The 17,222-nt window shown below is 72.2% G+C and carries 17 protein-coding genes; 13 read left to right on the top strand and 4 right to left on the bottom strand.

Annotated features, from left to right (window positions below; all coding sequences use genetic code 11):
- Positions 1-169: 169 nt before the first annotated feature.
- On the bottom strand, positions 170-679 hold the full coding sequence (locus ACGFYQ_RS14650; RefSeq protein WP_393744039.1) for an HAD domain-containing protein: 510 nt from the start codon (positions 677-679) through the stop codon (positions 170-172).
- 98 nt (positions 680-777) lie between these two features.
- Between ACGFYQ_RS14650 and ACGFYQ_RS14645 the strand changes: the two genes are divergently transcribed.
- The 3 genes from ACGFYQ_RS14645 (at position 778) to ACGFYQ_RS14635 (ending at position 4,424) form a co-directional block, all read left to right on the top strand.
- Positions 778-1,326, top strand: coding sequence for a TetR/AcrR family transcriptional regulator (locus ACGFYQ_RS14645; RefSeq protein WP_393743661.1), 549 nt, complete (start codon positions 778-780; stop codon positions 1,324-1,326).
- Complete coding sequence (locus tag ACGFYQ_RS14640) at positions 1,326-2,870, top strand: MFS transporter (protein WP_393743659.1); 1,545 nt, start codon at positions 1,326-1,328, stop codon at positions 2,868-2,870. Before ACGFYQ_RS14645 ends, ACGFYQ_RS14640 begins: the two co-directional genes overlap by 1 nt.
- A 69-nt stretch (positions 2,871-2,939) precedes the next feature.
- Positions 2,940-4,424 (top strand): membrane-associated oxidoreductase, encoded by a 1,485-nt coding sequence (locus ACGFYQ_RS14635; RefSeq protein ID WP_393743657.1) that lies wholly within the window; start codon positions 2,940-2,942, stop codon positions 4,422-4,424.
- A gap of 10 nt (positions 4,425-4,434) precedes the next feature.
- Here the strand turns inward: ACGFYQ_RS14635 and ACGFYQ_RS14630 are convergent, their stop codons facing one another.
- The gene (locus ACGFYQ_RS14630) at positions 4,435-5,064 is read right to left on the bottom strand and encodes a lysophospholipid acyltransferase family protein (protein WP_393743655.1); all 630 of its coding nucleotides are present in this window, start codon (positions 5,062-5,064) and stop codon (positions 4,435-4,437) included.
- A gap of 272 nt (positions 5,065-5,336) precedes the next feature.
- Between ACGFYQ_RS14630 and ACGFYQ_RS14625 the strand changes: the two genes are divergently transcribed.
- From ACGFYQ_RS14625 to ACGFYQ_RS14615, 3 genes are all read left to right on the top strand, one after another.
- Complete coding sequence (locus ACGFYQ_RS14625; RefSeq protein ID WP_393743653.1) at positions 5,337-6,500, top strand: glycerophosphodiester phosphodiesterase; 1,164 nt, start codon at positions 5,337-5,339, stop codon at positions 6,498-6,500.
- 85 nt (positions 6,501-6,585) lie between these two features.
- Positions 6,586-7,107, top strand: a complete 522-nt coding sequence (locus tag ACGFYQ_RS14620) for a sigma-70 family RNA polymerase sigma factor (RefSeq protein WP_393743651.1) — start codon at positions 6,586-6,588, stop codon at positions 7,105-7,107.
- A 37-nt stretch (positions 7,108-7,144) separates the two neighbouring features.
- A complete protein-coding gene (locus tag ACGFYQ_RS14615) occupies positions 7,145-7,648 on the top strand; it encodes a GNAT family N-acetyltransferase (RefSeq protein ID WP_393743649.1) in 504 nt (167 codons plus the stop codon).
- On the opposite strand, the gene ACGFYQ_RS14610 is transcribed toward ACGFYQ_RS14615, so the two are convergent.
- Together ACGFYQ_RS14610 and ACGFYQ_RS14605 are read right to left on the bottom strand one after the other, a co-directional pair.
- A complete protein-coding gene (locus ACGFYQ_RS14610) occupies positions 7,645-8,091 on the bottom strand; it encodes a hypothetical protein (RefSeq protein WP_393743647.1) in 447 nt (148 codons plus the stop codon). The two genes, ACGFYQ_RS14615 and ACGFYQ_RS14610, sit on opposite strands and share 4 nt — an antisense overlap.
- Positions 8,084-8,452: a hypothetical protein gene (locus ACGFYQ_RS14605; RefSeq protein ID WP_393743645.1), complete on the bottom strand. Its 369-nt coding sequence runs from the start codon at positions 8,450-8,452 to the stop codon at positions 8,084-8,086. Before ACGFYQ_RS14605 ends, ACGFYQ_RS14610 begins: the two co-directional genes overlap by 8 nt.
- Positions 8,453-8,564: 112 nt before the next feature.
- On the opposite strand from ACGFYQ_RS14605, the gene ACGFYQ_RS14600 reads away from it, so the two are divergent.
- From ACGFYQ_RS14600 to cobT, 7 genes are all read left to right on the top strand, one after another.
- A complete protein-coding gene (locus ACGFYQ_RS14600; protein WP_393743643.1) occupies positions 8,565-8,744 on the top strand; it encodes a hypothetical protein in 180 nt (59 codons plus the stop codon).
- A gap of 303 nt (positions 8,745-9,047) precedes the next feature.
- The gene (locus ACGFYQ_RS14595; RefSeq protein WP_393743641.1) at positions 9,048-10,097 is read left to right on the top strand and encodes a methionine ABC transporter ATP-binding protein; all 1,050 of its coding nucleotides are present in this window, start codon (positions 9,048-9,050) and stop codon (positions 10,095-10,097) included.
- On the top strand, positions 10,094-10,780 hold the full coding sequence (locus tag ACGFYQ_RS14590) for a methionine ABC transporter permease (RefSeq protein ID WP_393743639.1): 687 nt from the start codon (positions 10,094-10,096) through the stop codon (positions 10,778-10,780). Before ACGFYQ_RS14595 ends, ACGFYQ_RS14590 begins: the two co-directional genes overlap by 4 nt.
- 76 nt (positions 10,781-10,856) lie before the next feature.
- Positions 10,857-11,717 (top strand): MetQ/NlpA family ABC transporter substrate-binding protein, encoded by an 861-nt coding sequence (locus ACGFYQ_RS14585; RefSeq protein WP_393743637.1) that lies wholly within the window; start codon positions 10,857-10,859, stop codon positions 11,715-11,717.
- A gap of 191 nt (positions 11,718-11,908) precedes the next feature.
- Entirely contained in the window at positions 11,909-12,601 is a 693-nt protein-coding gene (locus tag ACGFYQ_RS14580; RefSeq protein WP_393743635.1) for a GNAT family N-acetyltransferase, read from the top strand.
- A gap of 79 nt (positions 12,602-12,680) precedes the next feature.
- The gene (cbiE, locus tag ACGFYQ_RS14575) at positions 12,681-13,889 is read left to right on the top strand and encodes a precorrin-6y C5,15-methyltransferase (decarboxylating) subunit CbiE (protein WP_393743633.1); all 1,209 of its coding nucleotides are present in this window, start codon (positions 12,681-12,683) and stop codon (positions 13,887-13,889) included.
- Positions 13,890-14,162: 273 nt separating this feature from the next.
- A complete protein-coding gene (gene cobT, locus ACGFYQ_RS14570; protein ID WP_393743631.1) occupies positions 14,163-17,222 on the top strand; it encodes a nicotinate-nucleotide--dimethylbenzimidazole phosphoribosyltransferase in 3,060 nt (1,019 codons plus the stop codon).

Here is a 17,222-nt window from a genome sequence, read left to right as displayed (position 1 = left end):
GGCCGCCGGGGGGGCCCCCCCCCCCGGCGCCCCGGGCCCGGGGGGGGGGGGGGGGCCCCGGGGCCCCCCCCCGCCCCTCCGGCGTGCGGGGGTGCCGGCAGACGGTGGTGATCGAGAACGGCCCGTCCCTGTCGGCGCGCGGCCTCCCCCGGCGCGGCCGACGCGGCGCCTACGCCGCCCAGTCCGCCAGCGCGTCGAAGTCGGGCCGGGTCAGCCCGATCCGCTCGTCGACGCGCAGCAGCAGCGCCTGCGCCGGGTGCAGCTGGTCGACGTACTCGTGGTCCATGGCCGTGATGTCGTCGTCGATCCAGGCGAAGGGCCGGGAGCCCGCGTACTCCAGGATGTACTGGGTCTTCCAGAAGGTGCCGCGCGGCGCCCGGCCGTGCATCACCGGCCAGTCGATGAAGGGGAGCCGGGGCAGGCCCAGGTGCGGGGCTATCCAGTCGTTGGCCTCGTCCTTCCAGGTCGTGGCCCAGACCAGTTCGTACGCGTCCGCCAGCGCGAGCAGCTCCGCACCGTGGCCGGGGTTCAGCCAGACCCGCAGGGGCTTCGCGCTCTCGGCCTGCGTCCAGCCCGTCGGGCGCATCCGGTGGGTCGTGTAGCCCTCGGGGCGGCGATGGGCCTCGGCCGCGTAGGGGTTCAGCGGTCCGTCGACGTCGATCAACAGCAGCGGCTTCATCGGCTTCATCTCTGCAGGATTCCTTTCAGGCTGCCCGCGTGCAGCTCATTTGTCGATCGAATGAGACATTGAAGTCTCATTCGGGTTATGCTTGTCTCATGGCCATGGATCGTGACCAGGTGCTCCGCGACGCGGCCGCCCTGCTTTCCCGCAAGTCGACCGCCACGATGGACGAGGTCGCCCGCGCCGCCGGGATCGGGCGCGCGACGCTCCACCGGCACTTCGCCGGGCGCGACGCCCTCGTACGGGCCCTCGAAGAACTCGGCATCCGGGAGTTCGAGATGGCCTTCGACAACGCCTGCCTGGACGAAGGAAGCGCGGTCGACGCGCTGCGCAGGCTCGTCGCCGAGACCGAGCCCAACGCGGAGCTGCTGGCCTTCCTCGTCACCGAGAACCAGCTGTTCGAGGGCGACCAGGTCAACGAGGGCTGGGCCCGCCTCGACGCCCGCGTCGGCGCGCTCTTCCGGCGCGGCCAGGCCGAGGGCGACATCCGGATCGACCTGAGCCCCGCCTGGCTCACGGAGGCCCTCTACGGCCTCATCGGCACCTGCGCCTGGGCCGTCATGGACGGCCGGGTCGCGGCCAAGGACTTCCAATACATGATCATCGAGCTGCTGCTCGGTGGCGCACGACGGAGTGTGGAGTGATGAGCAGGACCGAACAGCTCGACCGGCAGACGGGGACGGAAGGCAGGAGCCCCGGGCGCTGGCTGGCGCTCTCCGTGCTGGTGCTGGCCGTGCTGCTGGTCGCGGTGGACGCCACCGTACTCGGTCTCGCCACCCCGTCCCTCTCCGAGGACCTCAAGCCGTCCGGCACCCAGTTGCTGTGGATCGGCGACATCTACTCCTTCGTCATCGCCGGACTGCTCGTCTCCATGGGCTCCCTCGGCGACCGCATCGGCCGCAAGAAGCTGCTCCTGGCCGGCGCCACCGCCTTCGGCGCCGTCTCCGTCCTCAACGCCTACGCGACCAGCCCCGAGATGATGATCGTCGCCCGTGCCCTGCTCGGCGTGGCCGGCGCGACCCTGATGCCGTCCACCCTCGCGCTGATCCGCAACATCTTCCACGACCCCCGGGAACGCAGCCTCGCCATCGGCATCTGGGGCGCCACCGCCTCCGCCGGCGCGGCCGTGGGTCCGGTCGTCGGCGGGGCCCTGCTCCAGCACTTCTGGTGGGGCTCGGTCTTCCTCATCAACCTGCCCGTGATGGCCGCCCTGGTCATCGTCGGCATCAAGCTGCTGCCCGAGTCCAGGAACCCGGTCGCCGGGCCCTGGGACCTGGTCAGCGTCGGCCTCTCCCTCGTCGGCGTCATCGGCGTCGTGTACGCCGTCAAGGAGGTCGCCACCCACGGCGCGACCTGGGGCGTCTGGGCCGCTGCCGTCATAGGCGCCGGGTGCCTGTACGCCTTCGTGCGCCGCCAGTTCACCCTGCCGTCGCCGCTGCTCGACATGCGGCTCTTCAAGCACCGCGGCTTCTCCGGCGCGGTCCTCGCCGACCTGCTCACCGTCTTCGGCCTCTCCGGACTGGTCTTCTTCCTCTCCCAGTTCCTCCAGCTCGTCCAGGGCCGCGACCCGCTGGAGGCGGGGCTGGCCGAACTGCCCGCCGCCATCGGCGCGGTGGTCACCGGCCTGGTCGCCGGGCGGTACGCCCGCCGGTACTCCGTACGGTCCGTCGTCGCCGGCGGCCTCGCCGCCATCGGCCTGGCCCTCGCCGTGCTCACCGTGATCCACAAGGAGACCGGCTACCCGCTGCTCGGCGCCGCCCTGCTCGCCGTCGGCCTCGGCGCCGGCTTCTCCTTCACCGTCACCGCCGACGTCATCCTCTCCAGCGTGCCCAAGGAGCAGGCCGGTTCGGCCTCGGCCGTCTCCGAGACGGCGTACGAACTCGGCGCCGCCCTCGGGATCGCCCTGCTCGGCTCCGTCGTGACCGGCGTCTACCAGGGCTTCACCGCCCCGGCCTCCGTCGCCGCACCCGTCGCCGACGCCGCCCACGAATCCCTCGGCGGGGCCGTCGAGGTGGCCAGGTCGCTGGATCCGCACACCGCCGAGGTGATGGTCGGCGCCGCCCAGGAGGCCTTCGTCGACGGGCTGAGGCTCGCCTCCGGCGTCGGCGCGGCCGTGCTGCTGGCCACCGCCGGGGCGGCCTGGTTCCTGCTCAAGGGGCAGAAGCTCCAGGGCGGCATCGAGCACTGACGTCCCACCAGGAGGTGGTGTCCCGGCCGGAGTTGACAGTTCGTCGAACCGCGGGACACCATCCCGGCGATGGAGATCAACGATCTGACCCCGGCGGAGCGCCGCGTATGGGACTCCTTCCCGCGCGGTGAGGGCGTCGACTTCCGGGAGGGCCCCGACGAGACCGGAGCCACGGGGGAGACCTGGGGACCCGAGCGGACCGTACGCGCCGAGGTGCTCACCGCCCTGCTCCTGAGCGGCCCCAACGCCGAGGGACAGGTCGCCGGGCTCAACATCAGGGGCGCCCGGATCACCGGCAAGCTGAACCTCAAGTACGCCGTCGTCGAGCACCCGATCCGGCTGCGCGCCTGCTGGTTCGAACGCAAGCCCCTGCTCTACGGAGCCCAGCTGCGGGTCTTCGTGGCCAACGACTCCACCCTCCCCGGTCTGACCGCGGACACCGTCCGCGTCGACGTCGCGCTCAAACTGTCCTGCTGCCGGATCACCGGACCCGTCCGGCTCGCCGGGGCCCGGATAGCCGGCGGCCTCTTCCTGCGCCGGGCGGTCATCGGCGCTCCGCCGACCGGTGAGGAGGCGGCGGAAGAGACCCCGGAGCCCCCGCTCCAGGTCAGCCACGCCGACATAGGCACCGACGTCATCGCCATGGAACTCACCGTCCACGGCCAGACCCGGATCAACGGCACCACGGTCGGCGGCCAGATCAACCTCAACGACTCGCGCCTGCTGGCCCCCGGCGGCATCGCGCTGCACGCCGAGAACCTGACCGTCGGCACCGATCTGCGGGGCCATCGACTGGAGGCCCACGGCCTGGTCAACCTCACGGGCTCCCGCATACCGGGCCAGCTCTACCTCGGCCGCGCCGCCTTCAGCAACCCCGACGGGGTCGCCCTGCGCGCCTCCAGCTGCGTCGTCGGCGAGGTGTGGCTGAGCTCCTGCGACACGATCCAGGGCGTGGTGAGCCTGCGCCGCTCCCAGTTCGACCTGCTGCACGTGCCGACCGAGACCTGGCCCGAGCAGATCCGCATCGACGGCCTCACCTACCGCACCCTCGCCCCGCACCTGCCCGCCGAGGAGCGGCTGCCCGCCCTGGAACGCGAGGAGTCCGGCTACCTCCCGTACGCCTACGAGCAGCTCGCCGCCGCCTACCGTACGGCGGGAGACGAGGCGGCCGCCCGGACCGTCCAGCTCGCCAAACTGCGCCGGCACCGGCGCACCCTGCCCCGGCACGCCAGGCTCTGGGGGCTGCTCCAGGACGCCACCGTCGGCTACGGTTTCCGGCCGCTGCGCGCCGCGGTCTGGCTGTTGGCGCTGCTGCTGACGGGGACGACCGCGTACGGTTTCCACCCGCCGAGGGAGCTCAAGACGGGGGAGGCGCCGGAATTCAACCCGGTGTTCTACACGATCGACCTGATGCTGCCGATCATCGGCTTCGGCCAGGAGGGGGCCTTCGCGCCGAGCGGCTGGTACCAGTGGCTGTCGTACGTGCTGATCGTGACCGGCTGGGTCCTCGCCACGACGACCGCGGCGGGCGTCAGCCGGTCACTCCAGCGATAGTGGAACGGCTTCAGGCCGCCTTCGCCTTGGTGGCGTACATGTCCACGTACTCCTGGCCCGAGAGCCGCATGACCTCGGCCATCACCGAGTCGGTGACCGCGCGCAGCACGTACCGGTCGCGGTCCATGCCCTCGTAGCGGGAGAACTCCATCGGCTCGCCGAAACGGACGGTGACCCGGCCCGGGCGCGGCATCCCGGCGCCGCCGGGCTGGAGCTTGTCGGTGCCGATCATCGCGAACGGGACCACGGGGGCGCCGGTCATCAGGGTCAGGCGGGCGATGCCGGTGCGGCCGCGGTAGAGCCGGCCGTCGGGGGAGCGGGTGCCCTCCGGGTAGATGCCGAAGATCTTGCCCTCTTCGAGGATCCGGCGACCGGTCATCAGGGCCGCGACCCCGCCGTTGGCACCGTCACGGTCGACGGGGATCATGCCGGCGCCGGTGAAGAACCAGGCCATCGCGCGGCCCTTGACGCCCTTGCCCGTCACGTACTCGTCCTTGCCGATGAAGTGGACCGTACGGTCGCACACCAGCGGAAGGATCATGGAGTCGATGAAGGTGAGGTGGTTGCCCGCCAAAATCACCGGTCCGGTGCCCGGGATGTTCTCGATGCCCTCCACACGGGTGCGGAACATCAGGCGCATGACCGGTCCGACAGTGGCTTTGATGAGGCGCGTACGGAACAACGTGGGCCCTCCGGCATCGAAAAGCGGTTCTCGCACCCACCACAGAGCGGTAGTGCAGGTGAGGACGATACTCGCGGGTCAGCTCTGATCGCACATCGGGTTCACACGACGGATACGCAGTGTTGACGCACGTTTCCGCCATGTTCTCCGTGTGCTGGCCCTCCAGACATGCCCTCTTGCCTACGATCGGCACGCAGATTCGGGCCTTTTCACAACGGGGAGTGGCACTCATGACACAGGGTGGGGCAGCGCGGCGCACGGTCCTGGGGGCGGCGGTCCTGGCGGCCGGTACCGGAATCACCGGATTGGCCGCGGGAACCGCCGCGGCCTCGGAGGCGGGCCACGGCGAGGGAGGCTTCCGCGACCTCCCCCACCCCACGGTGATCGGCCACCGCGGGGCCAGCGGCTACCGGCCGGAGCACACGCTCGGCTCCTACCAGCTCGCGCTCGACCTGGGCGCCGATGTCATCGAGCAGGACCTGGTCCCGACGCGCGACGGGCACCTGGTGTGCCGCCACGAGAACGAGATCGGCGGCACGACCGACGTCGCCGACCACCCCGAGTTCGCCTCCCGCCGCACCACCAAGTCCGTGGACGGCGTCTCGGTCACCGGCTGGTTCACCGAGGACTTCACCCTCGCCGAGCTCAAGACCCTGCGTGCGAAGGAACGTATCCCCGCCGTCCGCCAGCGCAACACGCTCTACGACGGCCAGTGGGCCGTGCCCACCTTCGAAGAGGTGCTGCGCTGGGCCGACCGCGAGGGCAAGCGCCGCGGCAAGCGGGTCTGGCTGCACGTCGAGACCAAGCACCCCAGCTACTTCCGGGCGCTGGGCCTCGGCCTGGAGGAGCCCCTCGCGAAGCTGCTGCGCCGCTACGGGCGCGACGGCCGGAACGCCGCCCTCTTCCTCCAGTCCTTCGAGCCCTCCAGCATCCAGCGGCTCTCCCGGCTGGTGTCGGCGCCCCGCGTCGTCCTGCTCTCCGCGGCGAACACCCGTCCGTGGGACTTCGAACAGGCCAAGGACCCGCGTACGGTCGCGGACCTGGTCGAGCCCGAGGGGCTGCAGTGGATCGCGGGCTTCGCCCAGGGCATCGGCCCGACCATGGACCTGATCCTCCCGCGCGACGCGGCCGGCAAGCTCGGCGCCCCGACCACCCTGGTCAAGGACGCCCACGCCCACGGCCTGCTGCTGCACCCCTACACCGCGCGCAACGAGAACAGCTTCCTGCCGGCCGACTACCGCAAGGGCACGGATCCGGCCGCGTACGGGGACGCCTTCGGCGCCTTCCGGACGTACTTCGAACAGGGCATCGACGGAATCTTCACGGACAACCCGGACACCGGGCTGCTCGCGGCGGAGGCCTTCCGCCCGGGCCGACGCCCCGTCAACCGCTGAGCGGACCTTCCCGAACGAGTGGGGGGGGGGGGGGGGGGGGGGCGCCCCCCCGCCCCCCCCCCCCCCCCCACTCGTCCCGCCCGGCATGGACCTGCTGAAGGCTGACCTCTTCGATAAGCTCGGCCCCCTGCTCTCCGCGGAGGCCGCCGCGGAGGCCCCGGGCACCGGGGTGGACGCGGCCGACCTTGAACAAGCCGTCTGGGTCAGGCTGCTGGAGAGCGGCCCGCGCGACCCGGACCCCGACGGCCGCGCCCGCTGGCTGCGCCGGGCGGTGCGCGCCGAGGCCCGGCTCGCGCGGCGGCGCGCCCGGCGCGAGATCCCCTACGGGGCGGCCCCCGCGGACGGGGGCGGCGAACCGGAGGACGCCCTCCTGCACGGCGAGGCGAACCGGGCCCTCCGGTCGGCGGTCGCCCGATTGCCCGGGCGCTGTCCGGAGCTCATGAAGGCACTTCTTTCGCCCAGAGACCTCACTTACCGTGAAATCGCAGGAGAGTTGGGTATCTCACAAGGAAGTTTGGGGCCCGTCCGTTCCCGTTGCCTGGGATGTCTGCGCAGAATGCTGGCTGCAGAGGTTGCGGCTCCTGGCCTGCGGGGAAAGGAGCGGTAGACCAACGGGCAACCAGGTGAGCGGGAGGCATGCGCACATGGGCATGAGCGTGACCATTTCGGCGGCGGCTGCCGAGGACGCTGAGCAGATCTTCAAGCTGCAGTACCTGGCCTTCCAGCGGGAGGCCGAGCTGTACGGCAACTACCTCATCCAGCCGCTCACCCAGTCCCTGGACTCCCTCAAGGGCGAGCTGGCGACGGACACCGTGCTGGTGGCCCGGCTCGGCGACGAGGTCGTCGGCACCGTGCGCGGCAGCGTCGACGAGGACGGCACCGGGAAGATCGCCAAGCTGTGCGTCCATCCGCGTCTTCAGGGCCACGGTCTCGGCGCGCGCCTGCTGCGCGCCGTCGAGGAGGCCCTCGCGGGGGACAGTGCCACCACCCGGTTCCGCCTGCACACCGGGCACAAGAGCGAGTCCAACCTGCGGCTCTACCGCAAGGCGGGCTACACCCAGGTCGGCGGCCGCACGGCCTCCGACGGCGTGCAGCTGGTGATCCTGGAGAAGGACGCCAAGGACACCGACTTCGCGGTCAGCGCCTAACCCTTCTCGGCCTGACCCTTCTTGGCCCAACCCTTCTCGCGCAGCCAGAGCATCCCGGTGATCGGCAGGATCACCGGGATGAACAGGTAGTCCATCCCGTAGCCCGACCACACGGTCGCGTCGGGGAAGGCGTCCGGGCGCACCAGGGTCCAGGTGCCCACCGTCAGGACGCCGGCCAGCTCGGCGGCGCAGCAGACGAGCGCCGCCCTGCGGGCCGTCTCCCCGCCGCGCACCAGTGAGTACGTGATGAACGCGTAGGCCAGCGCCGCCACCGCGGACAGCGAGTACGCGAGCGGCGCCCGGTCGAACTCGGTGGAGATCTGGTAGGCCGACCGCGAGACCGCGCCGACCACCATCACCCCGTACAGCCACACCAGGAGCAGCCCCGGCCCGGAGACGAGCCGCTTGCGTCCGGCGGGAGTGGCGGTCGTCGTGTCAGGCACCGGCGGTTCCCCAGATGTCGTAGAGCCGTACTTCGAGGACGGCGAGGACGACCGCGCCCGCGGCCACCGTCACCGAGCCCCACTTGGTCCGCTCGGTCAGCGAGAGCATCCCGGCGGCCGGCACCGCCGCGAAGGCGCCCACCAGGTAGGCCACGAAGATGACCGTGCCCTCGTCGGGCTTCTCGCCCCGGCCCAGCTGGACCAGACCGATCACCAGCTGGGCCAGGACCAGTACGGTCACCACGGCCATGCCGATGAAGTGCCAGTCCTTGGTCGGCTGGTCCCGCCATGCGGCGTGACCGCACCAGGCGGCGAGGGCGAGTGCGGCCACGCCTATGGCGACCGTCAGGGCGTCGAGCATGCAGCGAGGGTATTACGGGCCGAGGGCCCCGACGCGCGCACCCCTTGCCACGTGCCCTGCCGAAGGGCGCGCCCTTCCTGCTCGCCGCGCGGCAGGCACGAGGACCGTGGCCTTGACCACAGCGCGCCCCGCCGCCGAACTCGACTCGGACCTGGTCGTACGGGACCTGTCGGCCGTGTCCGCGCAGGTCGGAGCGGACGGTCCGACCACCGGGACCGAAGGCCGGGCCGGACCGTCGTTGTCCGGTATGCGGTCGGTTTCCGTCCGCTATCCGGACACCGTTGATCGGTGAACCGGCATGTCTGGTTTACTTGGGCCCATGACCACGACGAGCAGCCGCACCCCTGCGACCGAGGCGACGATGACGCCCGGTGCTCGTTGTATGTGTCGAATGCGCGCCTTCTGAGGGCCCCTTCCGCACGCCTCGCGCCCCGAAGCGAGACCGGCCGAGCCTGTCCATCTGTCCCGGACCGCTCCTGCCCCGCGCACGCGCCGATACCGCTGAATCATCCGGTTTCGACCCGTATCGCGTCCCCAGATGTTTGCCCCGTGCCCGGCACCGCTTTGCCGTGCACTCGACAGCGACGGAAATCCTGTGATCACCACATCGGGCCTCACGAAGGTCTACCAGTCCCGTGGCCGCGAGGTCACCGCCCTGGACGGCGTGGACCTCCACGTCCGCGAGGGCGAGGTCTACGGAGTCATCGGCCAGAGCGGCGCCGGCAAGTCCTCCCTGATCCGCTGCGTGAACCTGCTGGAGCGCCCCACCACCGGCACCGTGAGCGTCGACGGAGTCGACCTCACCGCGCTGGCGGGCCGCGGCCGCCGCGCCGGCAAGGAGCTCCGCGAGGCCCGCAGCCGCATCGGCATGGTCTTCCAGCACTTCAACCTGCTGTCCTCGCGCACCGTCCAGGGCAACATCGAGCTGCCCCTGGAGATCCTCGGCGTCTCCGGCCGCGAGCGCTCCCGCAAGGCCCTGGAACTCCTCGACCTGGTCGGCCTCGCCGACAAGGCCAAGGCCTACCCCACCCAGCTCTCCGGCGGTCAGAAGCAGCGCGTCGGCATCGCCCGCGCCCTGGCCGGCGACCCCAAGGTGCTGCTGTCCGACGAGGCCACCAGCGCCCTGGACCCCGAGACCACCCGCTCCATCCTCCAGTTGCTGCGCGACCTCAACCAGCAGCTCGGCCTCACCGTGCTGCTCATCACGCACGAGATGGACGTGGTCAAGTCCGTCTGCGACTCGGCCGCCCTGATGAAGCGGGGCCGGATCATCGAGTCCGGCACCGTCGCCGAACTGCTCGCCACCCCCGGCTCCGAGCTCGCCGGCGAACTCTTCCCCGTCACCGGCGCCGCCACCGGCCCCGACCGGACCGTCGTCGACGTCACCTTCCACGGTGAGGCCGCCGCCCAGCCGGTCATCTCGCAGCTCTCGCGGACGTACAACATCGACATCTCGATCCTCGGCGCCGCGATGGACACCGTGGCCGGCCGCCTGATCGGCCGCATGCGCATCGAACTGCCCGGCCGCTACGAGGACAACGTCGTCCCCGTGGGCTTCCTGCGGGAGCAGGGCCTCCAGGTCGACGTCGTCGACGACTCGATCGACGACGAACTGGCCGCACTGGTCAAGGATGGTGCCAAGTGAACTGGTCCGAGATGCAGCCCCTGCTCACCCAGGGCACCTACGACACCCTCTACATGGTGCTGTGGTCCACCCTGGTCACCATCGTCGGCGGACTGCCGCTCGGGGTTCTGCTCGTCCTGACCGACAAGGGCGGACTGCTGCAGAACCGTTCCGTCAACAAGGTCGTCGGCCAGATCGTGAACATCGGCCGCTCGATGCCGTTCATCATCCTGCTGATCTGGATGATTCCGGTCACCACGTGGGTGATCGGGGTCCTGACCCCCACGCCCACCTACATCGGGCCCACCGCGATGATCGTGCCACTCTCCGTCGGCGCCATCCCCTTCTTCGCCCGTTTGGTCGAGACCTCCGTCCGCGAAGTGGACCACGGTCTGGTCGAGGCCGCCCAGGCGATGGGCGGCGGCATCCCCACCATCGTGTGGAAGGTGCTGTTGCCGCAGGCCCTGCCCTCGCTGATCTCCGGCCTCACCACTACCGTCATCGCCCTCATCGGCTACTCGGCCCTGGCCGGCGCGGTCGGCGGCGGCGGACTCGGCACCCTGGCCGTCACCTACGGCTACCAGCGCTTCGAAGGCGACTTCATGCTCGCCACCGTGGTCGTGCTGGTCGTGCTGGTCACCGCCATCCAGCTGATCGGCGACGGCGCGGTACGACTCCTCGCGCGCCGCGGCCGGGCAGCCTGAACAGACTTTCTCCCCCCATAGCCCGCACTTGTCGTGCTCGGGCGTAGTTCGCACCACCAAGAAAGAGGCACTCTTCGTGCGCAAGAACATCAAGCTCACCGCTGTCGCCGCCGCATCCGCCGCGCTCGCCCTGGGCCTCACCGCCTGCGGCAGCTCCTCCGACCCGGCCGCCAAGAAGGCCGACGGCACGACCGACACCAACGCCGCGCTCGTCGTGGCGGCGTCCCCCACTCCGCACGCGGACATCCTCAAGTTCGTCAAGGACAACCTGGCGGCAAAGGAGGGCCTCAAGCTGGACGTCAAGGAGTTCACCGACTACGTCCTGCCGAACAAGGCCACTCAGGACGGCCAGGTCGACGCCAACTACTTCCAGCACAAGCCGTACCTCGACGACTTCAACGCGAAGAACGGCACCACAATCGTGCCGGTCGTCAACGTGCACCTGGAGCCGCTCGGCCTCTACTCCAAGAAGGTCAAGGGCCTGGCGGACATCAAGTCCGGCCAGACCGTCGCCGTCCCCAACGACAACACCAACGAGGGCCGTGCGCTCCACCTGCTCGCGAACAACGGCCTGATCACCCTCAAGGACGGCGTGGGCACCACCGCCAAGCTGTCCGACATCGCCGACGCCAAGGGCCTGAAGTTCAAGGAGCTGGAGGCCGCCACGCTGCCCCGCGCCCTGTCCGACGTCGACGCGGCCGTGATCAACGGCAACTACGCCATCGAGGCCGACCTCAAGCCCGCCACGGACGCGCTGGCGCTGGAGAAGGCCGAGGGCAACCCCTACGCCAACTTCCTCGCGGTCAAGGACGGCAACCAGGACGACCCGCGGATCCAGAAGCTCGCCAAGCTCCTGAACTCCGACGAGGTCAAGAAGTTCATCGAGGAGAAGTACCGGGGCTCGGTCGTCGCGGCCTTCGGCACCCCGGCCTCCTGAGCCACCGGCCGGATCCGGCCACCCCTTCCGGTCAGGCATCTCGGCCCCGCACGCCCCTGTCGGCGCGCGGGGCCGAGCTCTGCCCGCTCGCGGGCAACCCGGCCCTGCACATCCCCGGGTCGATGCTGCATGCTGTGGCCTACGACCCGCACAAACGGTCCCGCACCACGGTCTCAGGCATGGAGCTGCGCATGACTACCACCTTCCCGGACGTCACCATCAGCACGGACCGGCTGGTGCTGCGCCCCTTCGAGGAAGAGGACGTCACCGCGCTCACCGAGATGATGAACGACGAGAACGTCACCGCCTGGACCTCCGTCCCGCACCCGTACACCCAGGCCGACGCGCGCGGCTGGGCGACGCGGCAGTCCCACGCGGAACGCACCGAGGGCCGCGGCCTCGTCCTCGCCGTCACCGAGTTCCTCACCCACCGACTCGTCGGCATCGTCCACCTCCAGAACACCAACTGGCGCACCCGCTCCACCGAGGTCGGCTACGTCACCGCCCCCTGGGCCAGGGGCGAGGGCTACGCCAGCGAGTCCGTACTCGCCGTCGCCCAATGGCTCTTCCGCGAGCAGGGCTTCGAACGCCTCGAACTGCGCACCCCCGCCGACAACACCGCCTCCCAGCAGGTGGCCCAGAAGATCGGCTGCATCAGCGAGGGCGTCCTGCGCAACGCGTGGATAGTGCGCACGCAGACGGCCGACGGCAGCTGGACCGACACCCGCACCGACCTCATCGTCTGGAGCCTGGTCCCCGAGGACCTCGACGACGCGGAGGGGTACGGCGACTACGGCGACGGATACGACGCCTACACGGCGGACACCGCCTACGGACAGCGGGCCGACGCGACCGGCCACCCCGTCGGCGCCGACTGGAAATGACCCGATGACCAGGTAGTCTCACCGTGCCCGACCCTCCCGACGAAACTTCGCCTGCCCCCACCCCAGGAGACTGACGACGATGGCCGACCGGGTCACGGTGATCGGCTGGGACGGCTCGCCCCTGACCGCGGCCGCCCGGTCCGCGCTCTCCGCCGCCACCCTCGTGGCCGGCGCGGCCCACCACCTCGCCCTCCCCGAGGTCCCGCCCACCGCCGAACGCATCCGCCTCGGCAGCCTCGGACTCGCCGCCCGCCGCATCGCCGGACACCGCGGCACCGCCGTCGTCTTCGCCGACGGGGACCCCGGCTTCTTCGGAGTCGTACGCACCCTGCGCGCTCCCGAGCACGGCCTGGAGGTCGAGGTCGTCCCGGCCGTCTCCTCCGTCGCCGCCGCCTTCGCCCGCGCCGGCATGCCCTGGGACGACGCCCAGGTCGTCGTCGCCCACCCCCGCACCCTGCGCCGCGCCGTCAACGTCATCCGCGCCCACGGCAAGGTCGCCGTCCTCACCTCGCCCGGCGCCGGCCCCGCCGAACTCGCGCTGCTCCTCGACGGAGTCCACCGCACCTTCGTCATCTGCGAGGAACTCGGCACCGACAAGGAGCAGGTGAGCATCCTCACCTCCGACCGGGCCGCCGACCACACCTGGCGCGACCCGAACGTCGTCATCGTCATCGGCGGTGGCGGACAGGCCCTGGCAGCCGAACCGGGCTGGCTGCTCGGCCAGAGCCCGGCCCAGTCCCAGTCCGCCGGACGCGGCTGGGCCAGGCCCCAGGCCGACACGGGAGAAGGGGAGTCCGCGCAGCTGCGCGCCGCACAGCTCGCCCGGCTCGGCCCCCGTACCGGCGACCTCGTCTGGGACATCGGCGCCGGCTCCGGCGGCGTCGCCGTGGACGCCGCCGCGCTCGGCGCCGCGGTCATCGCCGTGGACGCCGACCCGGGTGCCTGTGAACGCGTAACCGCCGCCGCCCGCAAGCGAGGCGTGCAGCTCCAGGTCGTCGCCGGACGCGCGCCCCACGTACTGGAGAACCTGCCCGAACCCGACGTCGTACGCGTCGGCGGCGGGGGAGCCCAGGTCGTCGCGGCCGTCGCCGACCGCCGCCCCGAACGGATCGTCAGCCACGCCTCCACGCGCGACGAGGCGGAGGCCATCGGCCGCACGCTCGCCGAACACGGGTACGCCGTGGAGTGCGCGCTGCTCCAGTCCGTCGGCCTGGACACCCGCACCTGGGCCGAACAGGAGCGTTCCGTCGTCTTCCTGCTGTCCGCCGAACGCCCCGTGACCCGCTGACGCGAGGGCCGGGGTAGGCTGGCCGATCGTCGTACTGCCCAGGACGATTCGGGCATCACGACACCGGATGACGCGCGACGTGGCGCAGTCCACAGCGGACCGTGGCGGTTATGGCCGCCGCGGTGGCTAACGGGCGCGACAATGCTTAGTGGTTGTCGCGCAGGCGCACGTGAGGCATGGGTGCCGCACGGCAACCCCGCACGGCGACTCGCACGGCGGGCTCGTGGGCGACCGGGCGATCGAAGAGGCAACACCGATGGGCGAGGGGTACGCATGACTGACACCGGCCAGGTCCCGGGCGAGGGTCACCCGGACAACGCGGGCATGGTGGATCAGCAGGGCATCCCCGCTCCGGTCCAGCTCCCGCCGCCCCTTCCCCCCGGCTACGCCTTCCAGGACCTCGTGGACGACCCGGCCGGGCCCGAGGACGAGGAACTGCTGCTGATGCCGAGCGGCCAGGGCGCGTGGAGCGACCCGCAGGTCGTCCCGCAGGCCCCCGCCTACCCCGTCGAGACCCCGCTCTACGGTGCCGAGCCTTCTTACCCCGAGGTTCCGGCGGCGTACGCGGAGCACGCCGCGTACCCCGAGTTCCCGTCCTACGGCGCCGACGCCCACGAGACGGGCGGCCGTGACTCCGGCGCGCTCGACCTCGGCGGGCTCGTCGTACCGCCGCCCGCGGCCCCTGCCGCCGCCCCGGCCGCTCCGGTCCGGCGGCCGCTGCACATGGGCCCGCCGATGCCCGAGGCCACCGGCGGAGTCGTACGGTCCCTCGCGGACCGCGGTCCGGCCGCGACGCCCGCGCCGGCCGCTCCGGCAGGCCCGGTTCCGTTCCACCAGGCGGGGCCGCCGACCACCGGCCCCGAGTACCTGGACCTCCCGCGTGCGGGGGCCGTAGCCGCCCCCGCGCCGCAGCTGACCGAGATCCCGCCGCAGGCCGGCGCGCCGTGGACGCCGGAGCCCGAGCAGGCGCCGGCGCCGGTGTTCGCCCCCGAGCCGGTGGCGGAGACCACCCCGGCGGCCGTGGCTCCCGAGCCCGAGCCCGTGCCCGTGGCCGCGCCCGAGCCGGTCGTCGTACCGGCGCCCGAGCCGGTGGCCGTCGAAGCCGCACCGGAGCCGGAAGCCGTACCGGTGGCCCCCGTGGCAGCCGAGGCCATCGCTCCGGAGCCCCAGCCCCAGCCCGAGCCGGAGGCCGTGCCCGCCCCTGCGGAACCGGTGGTCCAGGCGCCGGAGCCCGCCGAGCCCCTCGTCGAGCCCGCGCCCGTGGAAGCGGCCCAGCCCGAGCCGGCCGCCCCCCAGCCGGTCGCCGCCGAGCCGGTCGCCGCCGAGCCGGTCGCCGCCGAGGCTGCCGTTCCCGTGGAGCCCGGCCCCGTACCGGCCCAGCCCGTGCCGATGGCCGCGGAGCCGGCTGCCGAGCCCGCCCCGGCCGAGCCCGTGGCGGAGGCCCCGGCCGCACCGGCGGAGCCCGCTCCGGCCGAGTCCGTTCCGGCGGAGCCCGCCGCGGCCGAGCCCGCCCCTGCCGAGCCCGCCCCGGTGGAGGCCGAGCCGGTGGCCGCCGAGGCGGAGCCGCAGCCCGAGCCCGTACCCGCCGAGCCCTCCGCGGGCGAGGCGGCTCCCGCCTACGACGACGCCGAGCGCGAGGCCGTCCTGCGCGTCATGCGCGAACGCCGCGACATCCGCAAGGGCTTCCGCACCGACCCGATCCCGCACGAGGTGCTCCTCCGTGTCCTGGAGGCGGCCCACACCGCGCCCAGCGTCGGCCACTCCCAGCCCTGGGACTTCGTCGTCATCCGCTCCGCCGAGACCCGCCGGACGATGCACGAGCTCGCCCAGCGCCAGCGCGAGGCCTACGCGAACTCGCTGCCCAAGGCCCGGGCGAAGCAGTTCAAGGAACTCAAGATCGAGGCCATCCTCGACACCCCGGTGAACATCGTCGTCACGGCCGACCCCACGCGCGGCGGCCGCCACACCCTCGGCCGGCACACCCAGCCGCAGATGGCCCCGTACTCCTCGGCCCTCGCCGTCGAGAACCTCTGGCTCGCCGCGCGCGCCGAAGGCCTCGGCGTCGGCTGGGTCAGCTTCTTCGACGAGCGCGAGATGGTCCGCGAGCTCGGCCTGCCGGAGCACCTGGAGGTCGTCGCGTACCTGTGCGTCGGCTACGTCGACGAGTTCCCGGAGGAGCCCGAGCTGGCGCAGGCCGGCTGGTCCCAGCGCCGGCCGCTGTCGTGGGTCGTCCACGAGGAGACGTACGGGCGCCGCGCGCTGCCCGGCGAGGAGCCGCACGACCTGCTCTCGGAGACCGTCGCCAGCATCCGCCCGCTCGACGCGAAGGCGCTCGGCGAGGCGTGGGAGCGGCAGAAGCGCATGACCAAGCCCGCCGGGGCCCTGGGCATGCTCGAAATCATCTCCGCGCAGCTCAGCGGCCTCTCCCGGGTCTGCCCGCCGCCGATCCCGGAGCCCGCCGCCGTGGCGATCTTCGCCGGTGACCACGGTGTGCACGCCCAGGGCGTCACCCCGTGGCCGCAGGAGGTCACCACCCAGATGGTGGCCAACTTCCTGGGCGGCGGAGCGGTCTGCAACGCCTTCGCCAACCAGGTCGGCGCCGAGGTCTGCGTGATCGACGTCGGCGTCGCGGGCGACCTCCCGGCCACGCCGGGCCTGCTCCCGCGCAAGGTGCGCCCGGGTACGGCGGACCTCTCCACCGGCCCGGCGATGACCCGCGAGGAAGCGATCGCCGCGATCGAGGTCGGCATCGAGACCGCCCGCGACCTGGTCGCGGCGGGCAACAAGGCCCTGCTCACCGGCGAGATGGGCATCGCGAACACCACGGTCTCCGCGGCCCTCATCTCGGTCTTCACCGGGGTCGACGCGGCGGAGGTCACCGGCCGCGGCACGGGCATCAACGACGAGACCCACGCCCGCAAGGTCGACGTCGTACGCCGAGCCCTGGAACTCCACCAGCCGGACCCGGCGGACCCGATCGGCGTCCTCGCGGCCATCGGCGGCCTGGAGCACGCGGCGATCGTCGGCCTCGTGCTCGGGGGCGCCTCCCTCCGCACCCCCGTCATCCTGGACGGCGTCAGCGCGGGCGCGGCCGCCCTGGTGGCCCGCGCCATCGCCCCGGAGGCCCTGTCGGCGTGCATCGCGGGCCACCGCAGCGCGGAGCCGGGCCACGTGGCGGCCCTGAACAAGCTCGGCCTGCGCCCGCTGGTCGACCTGGACCTCCGCCTCGGCGAGGGCACCGGCGCCCTGCTGGCCCTCCCCCTGGTCCAGAGCGCGGCCCGCGCGATGCACGAGGTCGCCACGTTCGACTCCGCGGGCGTCACCGAGAAGTAG

Source organism: Streptomyces sp. NPDC048258 (genome assembly GCF_043201995.1).
Lineage (GTDB): Bacteria > Actinomycetota > Actinomycetes > Streptomycetales > Streptomycetaceae > Streptomyces.
The sequence above is the reverse complement of the archived record's forward strand: the minus strand, read 5'-3'. Positions and strand labels throughout refer to the sequence as shown.